We start from the raw sequence: 20,497 nt of genomic DNA on the forward strand, positions 1-20,497 counted from the left end.
TTTTGGACGCTATCAGAAAAATGGTTTATAACCATTACAGGCCAATAGATAATAATCGAAATTGCGAAATAATGAAAAATCAAGAAGTCAGCATAAAATTGATTGAACATGCCACGCACGATGTGTTGCATATTGTGGTAGAAAAACCGGAAGGAATGGAGTTTGAGCCAAGACAGGCCACTAGAAAAGGGATTCAGTAAACTGTTAGGAAACAACTTCAATATTCTTTCTAAAGAAACTGTTGAAGGTCTAGAACGCGGGCAGATTACTGAGGAATTTCTGAAAAACTGCGAGGTTTCTTTTGACAAACCTGTTTATCTCTGCGGCCCACCACCAATAATGGAAGCTGTTGAAGCGCAATTATAAAATTTGGATGTGAAGAAGAAACCTATCATTATGGAAGAATTTTAATGCGATGAAAAAGATTCTAATCAAACGAGTATATGATACACCGTCAAAATCGGATGGATATCGGGTGCTAATTGATAGAATTTGGCCTAGAGGTGTATCCAAAAAAGAAGCTAAATTAGACGCTTGGAATAAAGAATTGGCACCTTCTACTCAACTTCGAAAATGGTTTGACCATGATCCCAACAAATTTGACGCCTTCACTGTAAAATATAAAACGGAATTGGAAGACAGAACCGATGCCCTAAAACAATTGCGTCAAACATTAAAGAAACAAACTGTGACGTTGCTCTATGGAACCAAGGATAACGAGCATAACCAAGCTCTAGTCCTTAAGAAGGTTTTAGAGGATGTTTGAGATCAATACAGTTTGTAGTTTAAAAAAATTTCTGTAACAGAAAAATTCCTCTTTTTTTATTATCGATGTTTAATAAATTTTAAGTATGTTTATTCTCGTTTAAATTTATATTCCCCTGAAGAATATAAAAGCTTTATCGACTGATGCAACTGCTGAATAGCTGTATTGGTAGAATTTAATGAAAATAGATTCGGAATCCCATAAATCTACTGTAGCCCTTGGAAAATAATTCAAATATTTTGGCTTTTAGCAAAGCTTTAAGAATGTGAAGAATTACTCAGGTTGTTGTGAAATAAGATGTGATTAGTGATCTTATGTATTGAATTTTATTAAAATAGCTGATTTTTTGCATTGAACAGGTAATTGGAATTAATAATTAGGTGGAATGATTGAGGTAATAGAGAACAAAAAAGAATGGAACAAAGAATTGGAGTTATTGAAGGATGTGGATTTTTATCATACATATGACTATCATCATCTTTCCAAGAATTCTAATGAATCAGCTGTACTCATAAAATATACAGATGGGAGCACCTCTCTTTTTTTACCATTGCTAATAAGGGATATCGATAACTCCATTTACAAAGATGCAACATCGGTGTATGGATATTCAGGTGTCTTGTCATTAAATATGTCCGATAAGTTTAAAACAGAAGAGTTCTATAAGGAACTCAACGTGTTTTTCAATGACTATAAAATTATTTCGGTATTTTCAAGGCTACATCCCTTTGTAAATCATCAAGAAGCAATTCTGTCAGGATTGGGAACGGTAGCTAACTTGGGGAAAGTTGTCTATATTGATCTCACTGATACCATAGAAAATCAACGAAAGATGTTCAATAAGCGCATGAAGTCTTATTTGAATGCATCCCGTAAAAGTTGTACGGTTATTGAAAGTAAACTCGAAAACCATCTTCAGACCTTTATTAAGCTGTATCATGAAAACATGAAGCGTGTTGATGCCGATACGAACTACTTTTTTGAGGATAGTTATTTTCACCAATTATTGACAAGTACTGATTTTTCGACCAAATTATATTTATGCTCGCATAACGAAACACAACAAATTATAGGTGGCGCTCTATTTATTGAAAAAGGGGGAATGGTGCAATATCATTTGTCTGGGTACGACGAAGATTATCATGATCTGAATGCCATTAAACTTATAATTGATGAAGTGCGTATACGTTCTACGCAAAATAATTTCATATTTTTAAATCTTGGAGGGGGAAGAGGAAGTAAAGAAGATTCTCTTTTTACTTTTAAAAAGTGCTTTTCTAAAAACACCAAACAATTTAAAATTTGGAAGTACATCGTTAATGAAGAAGTTTATGGGGCACTTGTCCAAAAGTATTTAGGATCCTCATTGATGACTGAGAGTAATGAGTTTTTTCCTGCTTATCGCGTAAAAGGAATTTCTTCTAAACAACAACTGCATTGAGACCATTATTGGATGTTTTCTAGGTGTAAGTGTGAGATTTATAAATAGGTCAACCGTCGTAAAATTTAACGATGACTAAATCAAATAATACCAAGAGTTACATGGTATAAAACAAAAGAGCCTTCCGTTTCAGGGAAAGCTCCTTTTGCTAATTAAATTTTCTCTATTCTATAACTTAATTAATTTTGAAATTAAGGTTTGTCCATTCTTGTTTTCAACTTTTATCAGATAAACGCTTTGGTTCAAATCTGAAATATCAAAACTATCCGCTTGTGTAAAATCACCTTTGAACGATTTGATACGCTTACCAGTTAAATCGTAAATGTCAAGCATATTTACTTCTTTATTGACTTTAAAAGTGTTGGATACCGGATTGGGATAAATACTAAATTCTGATGCACTTTCAAATGAGTCCGTACTTAATGTTGACGCCTTATTTCCGAAAATTCTAAACTGACCTGCAGGAATTGTTACGGTGGCAGCACTAAAGGAGGTATTGCCAGTATCATCCATCAAGTCATACCAAATCTCTCCTGTTGGGATCGTTGTATTAAATGCTTTTTGGTTTACATCAAAATTTGCTAATACAATCACTTTGTTAAGATTGGTTGCAGATAATGAGCTATCAAAAATTTCAATGGTTGGTGTCAATGAATTGGTGCTTATATTGTAGTCTCCTTTAAACACGGGTTCTTTAGTTTTTAAATGGATCAATCGGGCCCAATCATTATAAATTTTATTCCTATAGGTGTTTTCTAGCCAGTTTTCTGCCCATTGCGGTTGTGGTTTTGTGTCCAACTTACAGTCACCATCAATTCCACCAGGAACGTTAACAGTGCCATTTTTACATGTGAAGATGGAGTTTTGCATTCCCAATTCGCCAAAATGCCAAATCATTTTAGGTCCTGGAACAGTTAAGGTCACAGCTCCCAAAGCGGACATTCTTGATAATGCCGTATTTAGATCTTTGACATCATGTGAGCTGTTGTTGCTATTTATGTACATTAAATTCTTGTACATCAAGCGCTCTTCATCATGGCTTTCAGCGTACCCTATCACACGTGGACCTTGAAATTGAGGTCTCGATTTGTGGCCAATACCACTAATATCTGCCGGATATCCCATGGTTAATTCATTATAGGCGTAGTTCATATTACCCCACATTATGATGCCTTTTCCTTCATTATACCTGTAATTTGCCCATTCTTTTTCTTCATCTTCAGAACCTAAATGTTCGAAAATCACATAATGGGTTGGGTCCAATGCCCATGAGTAATCGGCATATTCTTTCAAAATAGCCACACGATCAGCCTGGTAGGCATTGGTACAACTGTCGTCTTTCTCAGTGCAGTTTTGAGTAAATCCTTTGGTTAAATCCCAACGGAAACCGTCAATTTTAAATTCTTCAACCCAGTGTTTGACAATACGCTTTACATATTCCTGAGTTCTAGGACTAGCGTGGTTAAAATCTGAACCCACATTATAACTGTGTCTTGGCGTTGTATTGAAATATGGATTCTCAGTACTTGGATTTCCCCAACCATCGCCATCAGGGTCATTCATCCACATACGTACCATTGGATTTCTGCCAAAAGCGTGGTTTAATGCTACATCCAAAATGACTGCAATACCGTTTTGATGACAGATGTCAATAAATTCCTTCAACTTATTTTCAGTGCCATAGAACTTATCCAGGGCCATATGGAAAGCTGTATTATAGCCCCAACTTTCGTTGCCTTCAAATTCCATAACAGGTAAAAGCTCAATAGCATTGATATTTAGATTTTTAAAATAATCCATGCGATCAATCAAATCCTGAAAATTACGATTGGAATCAAAATCCCTAATCAGTACTTCGTACACTACTAAATTTTCCTTTTCAGGTTTAGAGAAATTAGTGACTTGCCAATTGTAAGCTGTTTGCCCCGTTTGTAAAACCGTGACTTCACGTTCCTGTCCCGCGGGAAAGGCAGGAAGATTAGGATAGGTGTTTGCTGGAATGTCCGGATCATCAAATGGTGATAATACCAAAGTGGAATAGGGATCGGCTGTTTTTACCATTTTTGGTGATTTTGCAATTGGCGTTTGGTCACCAACCCAATATTGATAAGTATGGGTCTGACCCGAAACCAATCCGGTCAATTCTAACCAGAATTTACCTGATGTAGGATCTTTTTTCATGGTGTAAGTGTCAGTTGGTTGCCAATTATTAAAACTCCCTGCAACATATACATAATCTTTGCCTGGGGCATCAAGTACTAAAGTGGCCTTGGTGTTGTCTGACGTATTATAATTGATGCCATCAAGCATCCCAGAGGGTAAAGATGCGGATACTGGTGTTGAGCTAACAATAACTGAAAATGATTTGCTCAGGGTAGTTCCTGATTGGGTAATTTCTAACTCGTAATATTGGTTGGAAGCAATATTTGAGTGCGTGTAAGAATAACTAGAGGTGTTGGCTTTGGTGTTGATGCTCGTGCCATTGGCAAATAGGTTATAACTGGCATTCCCCCCTGTATTTGTTGCCGAAATATTTAAACTGCCACCAGAAGAAAGAATGGTGGTACTATTTTGTTGTGGGTTTGTTAGGCTGGCTTGAAAACTTCCTACGTTTAGGAGAATGTCTTGACTTTTTTTATCACCATCCCCATTTTTTGCTTTGATTAAAAATCCAAGGCGTCCAATTCCCGTTCTATTGTAGAACGTTGATGGAGTAAAGGAAATACTATAGGTGTCATTCCCTGAATTATAAGTAAGTTTATTAGCTTCATTGGAGTTTTTCCATATGCCATTAGTGGGACTATTGTGATTGTTTTGGTTATTGGTATCAAATGACCAAGCCCATAAATAGAGTGCATTATTAGTGACGCCCCATGTCGCTTCATTGATACTGCTGCCATTAAATGTCAAGGTAATATTCTGGTTTTCTTCAAAAGGTGTTGGAGATACAGAATAGGTGACATTTTGCTGCTGGGCAAAAGACCATGAACACAGTAATAATGCTATATAAAAAGTAATTTTTTGCATATGACAAGGATTTTAATTAAAAAGGCTATTCGTTGAAGAATAGCCTTTTTTTGAATTTCTATTTGATGCTGTATGTTGGTTTTTCACTATCACTAAAGTCTAAAGTAGTAGTATATGTGCGAGCCGTGACATTGATGTTGTTTTCGTTCTCTTTGTCAAGAACACCATCTAATTCAAGGTCTCCATAATCATTGCCCCATGCATCATTTGTTCTGAATTTAATTTGTCCATCTTTTAAAGTGAAGTTCTTTAAAGTCCAAATTCCTGGGTTTGAAAAATCTGGAGTAAATTTCGAGTCAGGGCCATCCCAACCATTAGGAGTTGATGAGCCTACAGCGCCCCAGATTTCAGTTGGCTCAATAGAATACTCCAGAGTATTAAAATTGGCCGTAATCAAGTAATAACCAGCGGTAACTTTAATATTATTTTCGTTCTCTTGGTCGAGTATGCCATCAAGATCAAGGTCTCCATAATCGCCACCCCAAGTGTCGTTCATTCTAAATTTCAATTCGCCATCAGTTAACTGCACAACTGTTTTAAAGCTATCCGTGTTAAAATCATATTGAAGTTTGGTGTCTGGGCCATCCCAGCCGTTTGGAGTTGCTGAGCCTACTATGCCCCAATAAAATTTCTCCAGAGTATAAGTGTTGTCATTCCAATCTATAGTGATTTTATAAGTACCTGCGGTCACATCGATATTATTATCGCCCTCTTGATCTAAAACGCCGTCCATATCAATATCTCCAAAATCACCACCCCAAGAATTGTTTTCGCGGAATTTAATCTGTCCATCAATTAACGTCACATAAGCAGCAATAACGTTACTTTCAGAAGTTGTGTAGAAAGGAGCGTCGGGTCCATCCCAACCATTAGGCGCAGCAGAACCTACAATGCCCCATGTGGATTTGGTAATTTCACTTCCGCCTGAAGTAGCTTCTTGAAGAACTACCGAAATTGTTTTAACGTCAGAAAACACTTCTGTAGCACTACCACTATTGCCAGCATAGGCACGGATTCTAACTGAAAAGGCTCCTGTATTTGGTTCTGGAGTTGAAGGATTGGCGTCTAGACCTGCTTCCGTGGCAATAGTCATCATTTGTCCAATTATCATTGCAATTTCATTGCCTGTGGTTGTTCCAACTAAAACGGCGTCACTAAAGTCGCCTGCAATAGAACGTTGCAAATCATAGGAAACGTTTGTTGGAACTCCAAAATCAGCATTGCTCCAAGTGAAACGTTCACCTAGATTACTTCCAGTGGAACTCTTTAAGATATATTCTGGCAAGAGTGTATTTGTTATAACAAATTCTCCTGACTCTTGAGCTATGAAAACAATATCGTCATCGGTTTCACAAGAATTTAGCCCAACCATGGCTAAAATAAATAAAGTTAATATTTTGAAATTTTTCATGTGTGTGTTTTTTTAATATCCTTGATTTTGTTCTAAGTTGGTATTGATCCCTAAATCCGTTGCGGGTAAAGGCATGAGGTCTCTAAATGCGCTAGTTGTTGAACCTTGGGGCACATTTCCTTTCCAAGGCCAAATGCCTTGATCAGAAAATTGACCAAAACGGATTAAATCTGTTCGTCTGTGTGCTTCCCAAAATAATTCTCTAGAGCGCTCAGATAAAATAAAATCGAGAGTTAAATGAGATTGATTAATATTACCAGTAGCATTGCCATAAGCTCTTGCTCTCAATTGGTTAATATAAGTTACAGCTTTAGCAGCATCACCACCGCCACCTCTAATAAAGGCCTCTGCATACATCAGATAGGTGTCCGATAGTCTGAACATTGGAAAATCTGTATCTGGAATATCACCTGTAGGGTCTGAGCCTGCAACACCATTGATATCTACGTTTCTGAATTTTTGAACAGCATAACCATCAGTGAATGTTGAGGTGTTGTTGATTTCTTTGGATTGACCATCCGTATAAAATAAAGCTCTTCCATCGGCAGAGTCCGCTTCTCCAGGAAATTGCTCAACTAATGCAGATGTCGTTCTAAGACCAGCCCATCCGCCGTTAATGCCAAAATCTGCAGGTTTCATGCTGCCACCCACTGCCGCATGGATGATGAAGGTCATGCCACCAAAGGATTGGGTGTGCAAACCATCAAACGTAATAGGAAAAATGACTTCTGATTGTGTTCCGTTAGTATCATTATCAGCTAGAAATAAATGATAATAAGGGTTTGGTGCAATAGAATATCCTGCCTCAATAGTTTTAGAAGTGTAGGTAATAACCTCAGGATATCGAGGTGATCCTGTGTAGACTTCAGCGTTCAAGTAAAGCTTAGACAGTAACATCCAAACCGCAGCCTGATCAGCACGTCCATATTCGTTCTGTCTTGCGGCAACGATTTTGTCTTCAATATCCAGCAATTCCGATTCAATATACATGAAGAGATCAGCACGCTTAATTTGTTCTGGCAAGAAAGCTCCAATAGGGTCGTTTTCTGTAACGAAAGGGACGTTGCCGAATAAATCCATAGCATGCCAATAGGTTAGAGCTCGCATAAATCGTGCTTCTGCTATATATTGTTGGATTTCCGAATGTAAGCTAGAATCGACTCCACGAGCATCTAATTTGGCATCAGAAGTCTGCCGTAAAAACTCATTGGTCAGTGCAACCTGATAAAATATTCTGCTGTACATAGTTCTGATAAACTCATTGCCAGAAGTCCATGTTTGTGCGTGTAAATCTTTAATTGTACCGTCATTCCAGCCCACAATAGCTTCGTCGGTAGTCAATTCTTGCATTGACCAATACAAACGTAAATAGTTGGAAAAACCCTCATCCAATCCGGATAGATCGGCATCTCCAGCTGGGCCCTGCTGTCCACTAACCGAGATACCTGCATATAGTTTAGCTAAAAAAGCTTTATATGCGCCAGGTTCCTCAAAGGCTGCATCTGCGGTAAGACGATTATCTTCAGGTTGCAAATCTAAATCACTCTCACACGATTGTGCAAAAAGCACGATTGTGAAGGCAAGAAAGATATTTTTCATAGTTCTTAACATAACATGGTGTTTAATATTATTTTTCATGATATTAAAATGTAAAATTTAGTCCTAATACAAAAGTTTGAGGTCGAGGATAGAAGTCGTTGTCTATTCCATTTGAGATTTCAGGATCTAAACCATCATATTTTGTAAGGGTAAATAAATTAGTTGCAGTTAACGACGCTCTAAAATTGATTTTTTCGCCAGGAACTAAATAGCCTATTGAAATGTTGTCCAATTTCACAAAGTCTGCTCTTTCAATATAATAATCGGAAAATAGATTTTGTTTTTTGAAATTATTATCCAAAACACTTGAATGGGCATTCACATAATATTGACCTGGTGCATCATTGACCGTTGTAATATTTCCTCTGTCGGAAGCAACGTTGTTATACATGTAGTTCCCAAAGCTTCCTCTGAACGTAAAGCTAAAATCTAAGTTTTTATAGTTCAAGGTATTGGTGAATCCCATATAAGCATCAGGCGAAGCTTTTTTATAGGCTTGTTTATCTGCTTCTGTGATTTGGTTATCACCATTGATATCAACATAGGCGCCCTCTATAGGTTTTCCGGCAGTATCATAAACTTGTCTGAAAACATAAAATGTTGAAGGATCCAAGCCTTCTTTCCATATTTGGATGTTGTTACCGACGCCACCGCTAATACCACCTTGACCGATTGAAAAATCCGGGTCATCTCCTAAAGATAATTTGGTGATTTTATTCTCTTGCAAAGTGACATTAAAGCCCATATCCCAATTGAAATCAGTAGATTGTGTTATAGCGCCATTTAAACTAAACTCAATACCTTTACTTAATACAGAACCCACGTTTGTGGTCAATAAATCTGAAAGGTTTGATCCTGCAGCCGTTGGAATGGTTGCTAATAAATCGTTAGTTTCTCTGTAATAAGCATCTATGGTTCCTGTTAAACGATCTTTAAAGAATCCGAAGTCCAGCGCAAGATTGTATTGAGAAGTTTCCTCCCATTTAAGATTTTCGTCAAATTCTTCAGGTCGTAGGGTGTTTATGAATTGTGGCACTCCATTGATATAACCAAACTGTACACTTGCGTCTGATCGACCAGGCGTGTAAACCCCTAGATAACCATAGTTTTGACCTATCTCTTGCTGTCCTGTTTTACCCCAACCTGCTCTCAATTTTAGATTTGAGAAGAAGGAATCTTGTAGAAACTCTTCATTGGTCAATTTCCAACCTGCCGATATTCCAGGGAAATTACTCCATCTGTTATCTGGTCCAAATCGAGAAGAGCCATCACGTCTAAGTGACAAAGACAACAAATATTTGTCGTTAAAATCGAAGCTTGCACGTGCAAAATAAGATTCTAATGCATTTCTATTAATGATTGTTGCTCGGTCCACCAAATTTCCAGAGGTTTCTGTTTCACTACGATCAGATTTGATATAGAACTCTTGATAAGAATGTCCAGCAGTTACATCGATATCAGTATTGATAGACTCTAAAGTAGTCTTATAGTTGAAATAGAAATCCAATAGGGTATTTCTGTTTAAACCTGTATAGAAATTTTCATAATTGAAACTTCCAGGATTGGTTGGACTTGCCAGTTTATATTCTTTCCCTGAAAGTTCAGAATAGTCAAGACCAGCGTTTAAATTGAATTTTAAGCCTTCTAAAAATGGTAAGTTATAATCGATATTAAAATTCGTAATATTTCTTTTATTACGAGCACTGTTGTTATTATTGGCCAATGTAAATACAGGATTTGTGAAAGCTAAGCTCTGACCTGTATATTGAAAATAGGAGCCATCAGCATTATAAACCTCATGTGTAGGATCAAAACCTACTGCTGCACCAATAGCACCTTTATCAGCATATTTGTTGTCATCCAGAATGCCCTTTGTTGTTAAGGTCAGTTTTAGATTATTGTCCAAAAGACGTCTAACTGCCGAAAGACTAATTGCATTTCGTTCGTACAAATCTCCAGTTAAAACCCCTTGCTGCGACGTATGGTTAATGTTGGCACGAAAATTAAACGTATCATAGCCTTCAGAAACGGTAATATTATGGATGGCTCCAACAGCGGTTTGATAAATTTGCTTTTGCCAGTCTGTTTTGGAATTGCCCAATAGACTTTCATTGAAATTAGAATCCGTTATGGCAATAGCTCTAAATTCATCAGCAGAAAGTACATCCACAAAATCGTTGACATTGGCAACCGAAGCTTTTAAGTCATATTCTACTTTTAAAGGTGCATTGGTTTTTCCTTTTTTGGTAGTGATCAAGATGACACCATTTGAGGCTCTAGATCCATAAATTGCCGTTGCAGAGGCATCTTTTAAGACCACAAAGTCTTCAATGTCCTGCGGATTAATGGCGTTCAGTTGATTTCTTACACCTTGCACCCCGCGTTGATCCAATGGCAAACCATCCACAACAATTAAGGGTGAATTATTTGCGGATAAAGAAGCGCCACCTCTAATTCTGATTTCTGAACCTCCACCAGGATCACCACCACCCGAAGTGATACGAACACCAGCAGATTTACCTGCCAATAATTGCTCAGGCGATACAATGGCACCTTGATTAAATTCTTTTTCACTTACTTTCTCAACAGCTCCGGTTGCGTCTTGCTTAGTCGTTGAACCATATCCAATTAAAACAATTTCGTCCAACTGAGCGGCATCTTCACTAAGTACAACATTAAATGGCAGCTGTCCGTTATAGATGATTTCCTGAGGTTTAAACCCCACATAGGAAAATACAACAATATCACCATTTTTTGCGCTGATGCTGTAGTTACCATCAAAATCTGTAGTGGTTCCGGTGGTAGTTCCTTTAATTAAAATATTTACGCCCGGAAGAGGTAATGCGTTAGCTTGGTCTGTTACCGTCCCAGAAACAGTGGATTGGGACCACATGAGCGAGGGTATTAAAAATACCAATAACATTAAGCTATTCATAAATGTTTTCATACACTATTTTTAAAGTTTATTGCGTTAATAATTCCCTTATATTTTCACTTCTTGCGTTAAAACTATGTAAATTTTATTTGAATTGAAGAAATGCTATTGTCATATTAATAGCGAAAACGTTTGCGTGTTGACAACTTTTTTGTAAATCAGCGCTTTGACCTAAATATAATCAAAAAAACGCTCAATTAGTAACAATGTCTTACCTTTAGTTTTTACTGAATAAATTGTTGTGATTAATAATTAATTTATTGACATTTAAGCACCACATTTGCTGAATACCCACATTATGAAGAAGAAAATTACCCTTAAACAAATTGCTAGAGAGCTAGATGTTTCTATCTCTACAGTTTCTAAAGCGCTGAGAGATAGTATTGAAATAAGTGAAGACACCCGGCAAAAAGTACAAGCCTTTGCCAAGCTTTATAACTACAGGCCCAACAACATTGCCTTAAGTCTTAAAAATAGAAAAACGAAGACAATAGGCGTTATAATTCCAGAAATTGTACATCATTTTTTTTCAAAAGTCATCAGAGGTATTGAATTGGTTGCTAACAAAAGAGGCTATAATGTAATAATCGGTCTTTCCAATGAATCCTTTGATAAAGAGGTGATTAATATGCAAATGTTGGCCAATGGCAGTATTGATGGATTTATCCTCTCTATTGCGAAAGAAACTTTACAGCAACAGGATTATCACCATTTTAAGGAAACCATCAATCAGGGGATGCCTATTGTGATGTTTGACCGTATTGTTAATGAAATTCACTGTGATAAAGTCATTATTGATGACTTGAAAGGCTCCAAGAACGCCGTGTCCAAACTCCTCTCTAATGGCTGTCAAAATGTGGCTATTATTACTACAAAGGACTATGTGAGTGTTGGTAAATTAAGAACGCAGGGCTATTTGGAAGCATTAGAGGATTTCAAAATTACGCCAGATACAAATTTGATTTTAAAAGTAGATGACGAATTGGTTTCTGAAGACCATTTGGAATCTCTAGAAAACGAAATTGAGGGTTTGTTTCAAGGAAATAAAAACATTGATGGCGTATTCGCAGTAAATGAACTTTACGCCATTATAGCCATGAAAGTGGCCCGCAATTTAGGCATGAAAATCCCTGAAGATATCCAGTTTATTGGCTTTACCGATGGTGTGCTTTCTAAACATGCCACGCCTAGTTTAACGACGGTGAGCCAGCATGGACAATTAATGGGGGAGAAAGCTGCAGAATTGTTAATTGATAATCTTGAGCGTGAAGATGAAGAGGAACACTACAAGACTATCGTCATTGCAACCGAGCTTGTTGAAAGAAACTCTACGAAATAAAATGGATGCCTCGTTGAGAATTTTGACCTAAGAATTTTAAAAGCAAGACATAAGATTAAAATAGCATTGCCAACCCTCCAAAATCATAGGTCTGAAGTGCTTTTGTTCAAAGCCCATAAGTTTCACATCATCTCAAAAAATTGATCATCACCTAGAAAAGTATTGCAGAATTAAAAACTTTACTATCTTTACGGCGTAATCAAAACTTTATTTTCACTTCTTACAAATAAGTTTTGATAAGTTTTATCGCTTATCAATAGTATTAATTTAAACATACTATTAGATGAAAAAGCGTACGCTTGGATTTTGGGAAATCTGGAACATGAGTTTCGGTTTTCTAGGAATTCAAATGGGCTTTGCCCTACAAAATGCTAACGTTAGCCGTATTTTCCAAACTTTAGGAGCTGAGATTGATGATATTCCAATCCTGTGGGTGGCAGCGCCATTAACTGGTTTAATTGTCCAGCCCATAATTGGCTATTTAAGTGATAAGACATGGCATTCTCGATTGGGACGACGCCGACCCTATTTTTTGGTGGGTGCTATTCTCGCTTCTTTAGCCTTGTTTGTAATGCCCAATTCGCCCGTCCTTTGGGTTGCAGCAGGAATGCTCTGGATCTTGGATGCGTCCATAAATGTATCCATGGAGCCATTTCGTGCGTTTGTTGGAGATAACCTTCCCGAAGAACAACGCACCAAAGGCTTCGCCATGCAAAGTTTCTTTATTGGTATTGGCGCCTATGTGGCCTCCAAACTCCCATTAATGCTAACGTATTTGGGTGTTGCCAATACTGCGCCGGAGGGTGTTATTCCTGATTCTGTCAAGTATTCGTTTTACATTGGTGGTATCGCTTTTTTTCTTGCTGTTTTGTGGACAGTGATAAGATCTACAGAATACACGCCTGAAGAAATGAAAATTTTTGAAGAACAGGAGAAAGAATTCAAACCGGTACGGGAAAGTTTTTCTGAAGCGTGGTACCAAAAAAACGGAAAATCACATTTAAGTAAAGGCTTCATCGTTTTAGTTGTTGGATTAATCTCCAGTTATTTGGTGTATTCCTATGATCTTAAAAAGGATCTTTATGTGCTTACTTTAGGACTGATTACTTTTGGTGGGCTCGCACTTATAATTTCTGGGTATTTGCAAACCAACAAAATCAGAAATGGTTTTGTAAACATTATGAATGATTTTCAGATGATGCCAAAGGTCATGAAGCAATTGGCATGGGTGCAGTTTTTTTCGTGGTTCTCGTTATTTTCTATGTGGATATACGCCACAGCAGCAGTAACGGAACACATTTATCAAACTACGGATACCACGTCTTTAGCCTATAATACTGGTGCAAACCAAGTGGGTGAGATGTTTGCAAATTACAACATTATCGCTGCTGCGGTGGCGTTCTTGTTGCCTTTATTGGCAAAAGCAACCAGCAGAAAATTTACACATTTCTTGGCTCTGCTCGCGGGCGGACTCGGCATGATGTCACTCTATTTTATTACCAATCCAACAACCTTTACTATTGAATGGTTACCTATGATTGGTGTGGGAATCGCTTGGGCCAGTATTTTGTCTGTGCCCTATGCCATGCTTTCAGGAGCGCTTCCTGCATCTAAGATGGGATATTATATGGGCGTATTCAATTTCTTTATTGTGATTCCGCAATTGGTGGCCGCTTCAATCCTTGGATTTTTGGTATCGAAATTTTTTAACAATGAACCTATTTATGCTTTATTGATTGGAGGCTGCTCGATGATTTTGGCAGGACTTCTTTCACTAATGGTAAATGACAAAGTAAATACAGTAACAAATGAATAAAAAAGCATTCATATTCGACCTTGACGGCGTCATTGTGGACACCGCAAAATATCACTTTTTAGCTTGGAAAAAATTGGCAGCTACTATTGGTGTTGATTTTACGGAACATCAAAATGAACAATTGAAAGGCGTTAGTAGAGTCAAGTCTTTGGAGAAAATCCTTGCTTGGGGAAATAAAAGCATCAATGATGCTGAATTTACAAGATTGATGGGGCTAAAAAATGATGATTATTTGACTTATATTGATAAAATGGACGAGCAAGAAATTCTTCCTGATGTCACTAAAACCTTAGATTTTCTTAAGGATAAAAAGCAACATATCGCTTTGGGTTCTGCAAGTAAAAACGCAAGAATGATTTTGGAAAAAGTCAATATCATCAACAAATTTGATGTGATCATAGATGGAAACGACGTCAGCAAAGCCAAACCAGATCCTGAAGTGTTTTTGAAAGCTGCAGAACATTTCAATGTCCCCCCAAAACACTGTATTGTTTTCGAAGATGCCGTAGCAGGAATACAAGCGGCAAATAATGCCAAAATGATTTCTATAGGTATTGGCGATAAGAACACGCTTCATGAAGCCGATTATGTATTTACTGATTTTACGGAAATTAATATTGATTTTTTAAACGAGTTAATCAACAGGTAGTACATAGTATTAAAAACGAATAGTAATAAAAAAGAACAACTTCATTGCGACCCTTGCGAAAAACCTTGTGTCGATTGCGGTTAATAAAAATAAATAAAGAGAATTGGACAAATAAGCTGATGAGTCTTCTAAAAGCAAAGCGGTCTTAATTCTAATATCTAACATCTATAACAAATGAATCAAAATTATATCGTACCAAACAGTTGGTCCATCATTGAAGAGGGCTTTGATACCGATCGTGTCAAATCCTCTGAAAGTATTTTCAGTATTGGTAATGGTGCCATGGGCCAGCGCGCCAATTTTGAAGAACACTATTCAGGAAAAACATTCCAGGGCAGCTATATTGCTGGAGTTTATTATCCTGATAAAACGAGAGTTGGGTGGTGGAAAAACGGCTATCCTGAATATTTTGCTAAAGTAATCAATGCTCCCAATTGGATTGGAATCAATGTCACTGTCAACGGTGAAGCCATGGATTTGGCAGCCTCTAAAGAAGTCCGAGAATTCAGAAGAGAACTCAACATGAAAGAAGGTTGGTTGTCCAGAAGTTTTGAGGTTACGCTTCAAAATTCCGTTGACGTAAAGGTCGAAACCAAACGCTTTTTAAGTTTGGATATGGATGAGGTTGGTGTTATTCAATATAATGTAACGCCTCTGAATAAGGATGTCCAACTAGTTTTTGAACCTTATCTCGATGCTGGAATCACCAATGAAGACAGCAATTGGGATGATAAATTCTGGAATGTTTTAAGTGTTGATTCTGAAGACGATCAAGCATTTATTTTGTCGCACACCATGATCACTAATTTTCATGTGTGTACCGCCATGCAGACGCAGTTGTCTTTAAACGGGAAGGTTTTAAATGACACCAAGACCGTTAAAAAAACTGAGAAAACCATCGCTTTTGAATACAGTTGCAAGGTCAGCAAAGGAGAAACCTTGACCATGACCAAATTTGGTGGCTATACCGTAGATAGAAATCATGATAAAAACAACTTGGTTTCGATTGCCAAAGAGACCTTGACCAAAGCTTCAAAACTTGGTTTCGATCAAATGCTTAAAGACCAAAAAGAGGCTTGGGCAAAAATTTGGAAAATGTCAGATATCACTATTGAGGGCGATGTTAGCGCGCAACAAGGGATTCGTTTTAATATCATGCAACTCAACCATACGTATTTAGGTAAGGATGCACGTTTAAACATTGGTCCGAAAGGATTTACCGGTGAGAAATATGGCGGCAGTACCTATTGGGATACTGAGGCCTATTGTATTCCTTTTTATATGGCGACGAAAGATCAGGAAGTGGCACGGAATTTATTGACCTATCGCTACAATCACTTGGAAAAGGCTATTGAAAATGCTGAAAAACTCGGATTTAAAAATGGTGCGGCGCTTTATCCAATGGTAACCATGAATGGAGAAGAATGCCACAACGAATGGGAAATCACTTTTGAGGAAATCCACCGTAACGGAGCCATTGCTTTTGCCATTTTTAATTATCACCGTTATACTGGCGATTTTAGTTATATCCCAGAAAAAGGATTGGAAGTCTTAATCGCTATTGCACGTTTTTGGAAGCAGCGCGCTACATTTTCGACGGATAAGAATAAGTATGTGATTTTGGGTGTAACAGGACCGAATGAATACGAAAACAACATCAATAATAATTTCCACACCAATTATATCGCACAATGGTGCCTTAATTACACTTTGGAAATCATTTCTAAAATGAAGGATGAATATGCTTCAGATTTGAAACGTGTTGTAGACAAAACAAAGTTGTTAGATAGTGAACTATCAGATTGGAAAGAGATCGCATCCAATATGTTTTTTCCATATTCCGAAGAACATCAAGTGTATTTACAACAAGACGGGTTTTTGGATAAGGAATTGATTACGGTAAAAGATCTCCCAAAATCAGAACGTCCAATCAATCAAAAATGGTCTTGGGATCGGATTTTGCGTTCGCCGTACATTAAACAGGCAGATACGCTTCAAGGGTTTTATTTCTTTGAAGATCAATTTACGAGAGAAGAGCTTGAACGCCATTTTGATTTTTACGAACCGTTCACAGTCCATGAAAGTTCCTTGTCACCATGTGTACACAGCATTCAAGCCGCAAAACTGGGTAGAATGGAGCAGGCCTATCAGTTTTATCTACGTACGTCAAGATTAGATTTGGACGATTATAACCACGAGGTAGAAGAAGGATTGCACATCACCTCCATGGCAGGAACTTGGATGAGTATTGTAGAAGGTTTTGGCGGGATGCGCGTTATTGATAACCAACTGTCCTTTGAGCCTAAAATTCCTGAGCAGTGGGATTCTTATGCATTTAAAATCAACTTTAGGAATCAGATTCTTGAAATAAGCGTTGGTAAAACTGAAACAAAATTCGAATTGGAAGGCGACCGGACCATGGATATTTTGGTCAATGGAAAAGTGGTGACCATAAATCCGAATGATGTCGTTACCGTCTAAGATTATCATGACCCGATTAAAATTTCAAAAATGAGAATGTAATGAAGAACTTATTGAGCATTTTAGCACTACTTTTAAGCATGACACTTTTTTCGCAGGTTGAAAAGATTGAACCTCCTTTTTGGTGGACGGAAATGCATAATCCAGAACTTCAATTGATGGTTTATGGTCAGGATATCGCACACTACGACGTGGCGTTTTCGAACACCATTCAAATTACTGATATTAAAAAAACCGAAAACCCAAACTATCTGTTTATCACCATCAATACCAAGAATATAAGTCCTGGCACCTATGAGCTTCATTTTTCAAAGGATAATAAAGTCATTGAAACAAAATCGTATGAGTTGAAATCGCGTCGTGAGAATTCTGCCTTAAGAAAAGGTTTCGATTCCAGTGATTTGATTTATTTGATTATGCCAGATCGGTTTGCCAATGGGAATCCTGATATCGATAATACCGAAGACACTCTTGAAAAAGTGAATCGGGAGGAGCCTTCCGGACGTCATGGTGGCGATATTCAGGGCATCATTAACCATTTGGATTATTTAGACGATTTAGGGGTGACGGCAATATGGAGCACGCCTTTGTTGGAAGACAATGAACCCATTTATTCGTATCATACATACGCGCAGAGCGATTATTATAAAATTGATCCACGTTTTGGAACCAATGAAGATTACAAACGATTGGCATCAGAAATGCACAAGCGCGATATGAAACTCCTGATGGATTATGTGACGAACCACTGGGGAAGTAAGCATTGGATGATAAAAGATTTACCTAGCAAGGATTGGATCCACTATTGGGAAAATGGCGAAAATGGATTTCAAAGAAGCAGTTATAGAATGACGACGCAGTTTGATTCCAACGCTTCTCAAGCCGACAAAGAGGCCTGCATGGACGGGTGGTTTGATACTACTATGCCAGACATCAATCAGCAAAATCCGTTGGTCTTGACTTACATGATTCAAAACGCCATTTGGTGGGTGGAGTTTGCTGATCTGGACGGGTTTCGTGTAGATACGTATTCTTATAATGATAAAGATGGGATTGCAAAATGGACCAAAGCCATTATGGACGAATATCCTAATTTCAACATCGCTGGAGAAGTTTGGATGCATAATCAGGCGCAAATGGCTTATTGGCAAAAGGACAGTAAAATAGGAGCAATTGATAATTACAATTCCCATTTGCCAACCGTTATGGATTTTACGCTTCACGATGCCATTTTGGAAATGTTTTCAGAAGATGAACAAGGATGGGATAAAGGGATGCTCAGAGCTTATGAGAATTTTGCCAATGATTTCCTGTACCCAGACATCAACAATATTTTTGTATTTGCTGCCAATCATGATACGAATCGGATCAACGAAATTTATAGGTCCGATGTCAACACCTATAAAATGATCATGACGCTCATTGCCACAGTTCGAGGGATTCTTCAGGTCTATTATGGAGACGAATTGGGAATGCTGGGAAATAAGGATTTGAAGGGAGATGGGGATATAAGACGTGATTTTCCGGGAGGATGGGAAGACGATCCTATGAATGCGTTTACCACCGAAGGCAGAACTGCTCAGCAAACCGAATATTTTGAATTTTCAAAGAAGATTTTTAACTGGCGAAAATTGAAATCGGTGATTCATACAGGTAAAACCATGCAGTTTGTACCTGAAAATAACGTATATGTTTATTTTAGATATAACAATCAAGATAAAGTAATGGTGATTATCAATAACAATCCTGAAGTTCAAACATTCGATTTGAAGCGCTTTGGAGAAATGATTGGTACAGCCATTGATGGGAAGGAGATTTTGTCGGAAGAAAGAATATCATTGGAAGAATCTTTGACCATTGACGGAAAAACATCGATGATCATTGAATTTTAAATTCTCAAAAAATTTCACTAATTCCAACTCGCAATCCCCTAAGTTTTGCTAAAAATCAACCAACATGGTTTTTAACTGCCGCCGAAGGAGAAAAACCTTGTTGGTTTAAAACAAAAGATGAAAAAAATTATTTACATACTTGTCATTTTCATTAGTTCACTTTCATGTGAATCTAAAAAAGAAAAGAAGGTCATTATCAAACCTGCGGACATTTCCAAGGTTCAAACAGAAACCGTTGAAGGCGATTTTGCCGGAGGCACTTTGTTGCGAATTGATGATTTTCCATCCAATTATATCCCGCCAAGAAAAGTTGATATCTGGTTGCCAGAAGGCTATTCCAACAGTAAAAAATATGCAGTATTATATATGCATGATGGACAAATGCTTTTTGATAGTACAATCACTTGGAATAACCAAGAGTGGAAAGTAGATGAAATTTCAAATAAATTGATGAAGGACAGTATCACCAGAGATTTTATCGTTGTCGCTCCATTCAATATTAATGATTTGCGCCATAGCGAATACTTTCCTCAGAAACCTTTTGAATCCTTGTCAGAATCTGTGAGAGACTCGCTTTTTGAACAAGCCAAACTGAACAATTTTAAATTTGATACGGTTACTTCTGACAACTATTTGAGCTTTATAGTTAAGGAGTTAAAGCCTTATGTAGATACCAATTATTCGGTATTGACGGATAGGGAGAACACGTTTGTTGCAGGATCGAGCATGGGGGGATTGATTTCTATGTATGCCATTTGCGAATATCCAGAAGTTTTTGGAGGCGCTGCATGTTTATCAACTCATTGGCCAGGAACAAATCCTAATGATGGCGAATTATTGGCCGATACCTTTTTTGAGTATATGAAAACTCATGTGCCTTCTCCAAAAACCCACCGGTTTTATTTTGATTACGGAACGGAAACATTGGATAAATTCTATCCGAAATACGCAAAAACAGTAAACATTATTTTTAAAGATAAAGGCTATGACCATTCAAATTTTAGAAACCTGAAGTTTGAAGGCGCAGAACATACAGAGGTTTCTTGGCAAAAACGATTGGATATTCCACTGACGTTTTTATTAAGAAGGACCGAATAGTACGTTATCAGACCTAACAGGTTTTTAAAATCTGTCAGGTTTG

The 20,497-nt window shown here is 37.5% G+C and carries 13 protein-coding genes; 9 read left to right on the top strand and 4 right to left on the bottom strand.

All coding sequences use genetic code 11. The features are described from left to right. Positions 1 to 71: 71 nt before the first annotated feature. The 3 genes from G525_RS22770 to G525_RS0109550 all read left to right on the top strand — a co-directional run bounded on the left by G525_RS22770 (position 72) and on the right by G525_RS0109550 (position 2,207). The gene (locus tag G525_RS22770) at positions 72 to 200 is read left to right on the top strand and encodes a hypothetical protein (protein ID WP_281170392.1); all 129 of its coding nucleotides are present in this window, start codon (positions 72 to 74) and stop codon (positions 198 to 200) included. Positions 201 to 415: 215 nt separating this feature from the next. Continuing rightward, entirely contained in the window at positions 416 to 766 is a 351-nt protein-coding gene (locus G525_RS0109545; protein ID WP_027125968.1) for a DUF488 domain-containing protein, read from the top strand. Positions 767 to 1,151: 385 nt separating this feature from the next. After that, positions 1,152 to 2,207, top strand: a complete 1,056-nt coding sequence (locus G525_RS0109550; RefSeq protein WP_027125969.1) for a peptidoglycan bridge formation glycyltransferase FemA/FemB family protein — start codon at positions 1,152 to 1,154, stop codon at positions 2,205 to 2,207. A gap of 168 nt (positions 2,208 to 2,375) precedes the next feature. Here the strand turns inward: G525_RS0109550 and G525_RS0109555 are convergent, their stop codons facing one another. The 4 genes from G525_RS0109555 to G525_RS0109570 are packed head-to-tail and all read right to left on the bottom strand — an operon-like array spanning position 2,376 to position 11,191. Then, positions 2,376 to 5,234 carry an alpha-amylase family glycosyl hydrolase gene (locus G525_RS0109555; RefSeq protein ID WP_027125970.1) on the bottom strand — a complete coding sequence of 953 codons (2,859 nt, stop codon included), beginning with the start codon at positions 5,232 to 5,234 and terminating at the stop codon, positions 2,376 to 2,378. Between the two features lie 58 nt (positions 5,235 to 5,292). Then, on the bottom strand, positions 5,293 to 6,645 hold the full coding sequence (locus G525_RS0109560) for a SusE domain-containing protein (RefSeq protein WP_027125971.1): 1,353 nt from the start codon (positions 6,643 to 6,645) through the stop codon (positions 5,293 to 5,295). A 12-nt stretch (positions 6,646 to 6,657) separates the two neighbouring features. Continuing rightward, positions 6,658 to 8,244, bottom strand: coding sequence for a RagB/SusD family nutrient uptake outer membrane protein (locus tag G525_RS0109565; protein ID WP_245577764.1), 1,587 nt, complete (start codon positions 8,242 to 8,244; stop codon positions 6,658 to 6,660). A gap of 43 nt (positions 8,245 to 8,287) precedes the next feature. After that, complete coding sequence (locus tag G525_RS0109570; protein WP_027125973.1) at positions 8,288 to 11,191, bottom strand: SusC/RagA family TonB-linked outer membrane protein; 2,904 nt, start codon at positions 11,189 to 11,191, stop codon at positions 8,288 to 8,290. Between the two features lie 286 nt (positions 11,192 to 11,477). Between G525_RS0109570 and G525_RS0109575 the strand changes: the two genes are divergently transcribed. From G525_RS0109575 to G525_RS0109600, 6 genes are all read left to right on the top strand, one after another. After that, the gene (locus tag G525_RS0109575; protein ID WP_027125974.1) at positions 11,478 to 12,518 is read left to right on the top strand and encodes a LacI family DNA-binding transcriptional regulator; all 1,041 of its coding nucleotides are present in this window, start codon (positions 11,478 to 11,480) and stop codon (positions 12,516 to 12,518) included. A 283-nt stretch (positions 12,519 to 12,801) separates the two neighbouring features. Beyond that, positions 12,802 to 14,334: an MFS transporter gene (locus tag G525_RS0109580; protein WP_027125975.1), complete on the top strand. Its 1,533-nt coding sequence runs from the start codon at positions 12,802 to 12,804 to the stop codon at positions 14,332 to 14,334. Continuing rightward, the gene (gene pgmB, locus G525_RS0109585) at positions 14,327 to 14,983 is read left to right on the top strand and encodes a beta-phosphoglucomutase (protein ID WP_027125976.1); all 657 of its coding nucleotides are present in this window, start codon (positions 14,327 to 14,329) and stop codon (positions 14,981 to 14,983) included. The genes G525_RS0109580 and pgmB overlap by 8 nt, the downstream gene beginning before the upstream one ends. Before the next feature lie 174 nt (positions 14,984 to 15,157). Further along, positions 15,158 to 17,464, top strand: coding sequence for a glycoside hydrolase family 65 protein (locus tag G525_RS0109590; RefSeq protein WP_027125977.1), 2,307 nt, complete (start codon positions 15,158 to 15,160; stop codon positions 17,462 to 17,464). Between the two features lie 41 nt (positions 17,465 to 17,505). Beyond that, positions 17,506 to 19,356, top strand: coding sequence for a glycoside hydrolase family 13 protein (locus G525_RS0109595; protein WP_027125978.1), 1,851 nt, complete (start codon positions 17,506 to 17,508; stop codon positions 19,354 to 19,356). A gap of 117 nt (positions 19,357 to 19,473) precedes the next feature. Continuing rightward, positions 19,474 to 20,454, top strand: a complete 981-nt coding sequence (locus G525_RS0109600) for an alpha/beta hydrolase (RefSeq protein ID WP_027125979.1) — start codon at positions 19,474 to 19,476, stop codon at positions 20,452 to 20,454. Positions 20,455 to 20,497: the final 43 nt, after the last annotated feature.

It is taken from the genome of Gelidibacter mesophilus DSM 14095 (assembly GCF_000423005.1).
In the GTDB taxonomy this organism is placed as follows: domain Bacteria; phylum Bacteroidota; class Bacteroidia; order Flavobacteriales; family Flavobacteriaceae; genus Gelidibacter; species Gelidibacter mesophilus.

Excerpts from the sequence above, each read along its gene's own strand:
- G525_RS0109600 (WP_027125979.1), top strand. The coding sequence starts at position 19,474 with ATGAAAAAAATTATTTACATACTTGTCATTTTCATTAGTTCACTTTCA.
- G525_RS0109550 (WP_027125969.1), top strand. The coding sequence starts at position 1,152 with ATGATTGAGGTAATAGAGAACAAAAAAGAATGGAACAAAGAATTGGAG.
- G525_RS0109595 (WP_027125978.1), top strand. The coding sequence starts at position 17,506 with ATGAAGAACTTATTGAGCATTTTAGCACTACTTTTAAGCATGACACTT.
- G525_RS0109555 (WP_027125970.1), bottom strand. The coding sequence starts at position 5,234 with ATGCAAAAAATTACTTTTTATATAGCATTATTACTGTGTTCATGGTCT.
- G525_RS0109575 (WP_027125974.1), top strand. The coding sequence starts at position 11,478 with ATGAAGAAGAAAATTACCCTTAAACAAATTGCTAGAGAGCTAGATGTT.
- G525_RS0109590 (WP_027125977.1), top strand. The coding sequence starts at position 15,158 with ATGAATCAAAATTATATCGTACCAAACAGTTGGTCCATCATTGAAGAG.
- G525_RS0109580 (WP_027125975.1), top strand. The coding sequence starts at position 12,802 with ATGAAAAAGCGTACGCTTGGATTTTGGGAAATCTGGAACATGAGTTTC.
- G525_RS0109565 (WP_245577764.1), bottom strand. The coding sequence starts at position 8,244 with ATGAAAAATATCTTTCTTGCCTTCACAATCGTGCTTTTTGCACAATCG.
- G525_RS0109560 (WP_027125971.1), bottom strand. The coding sequence starts at position 6,645 with ATGAAAAATTTCAAAATATTAACTTTATTTATTTTAGCCATGGTTGGG.
- G525_RS22770 (WP_281170392.1), top strand. The coding sequence starts at position 72 with ATGAAAAATCAAGAAGTCAGCATAAAATTGATTGAACATGCCACGCAC.
- pgmB (WP_027125976.1), top strand. The coding sequence starts at position 14,327 with ATGAATAAAAAAGCATTCATATTCGACCTTGACGGCGTCATTGTGGAC.
- G525_RS0109570 (WP_027125973.1), bottom strand. The coding sequence starts at position 11,191 with ATGAAAACATTTATGAATAGCTTAATGTTATTGGTATTTTTAATACCC.
- G525_RS0109545 (WP_027125968.1), top strand. The coding sequence starts at position 416 with ATGAAAAAGATTCTAATCAAACGAGTATATGATACACCGTCAAAATCG.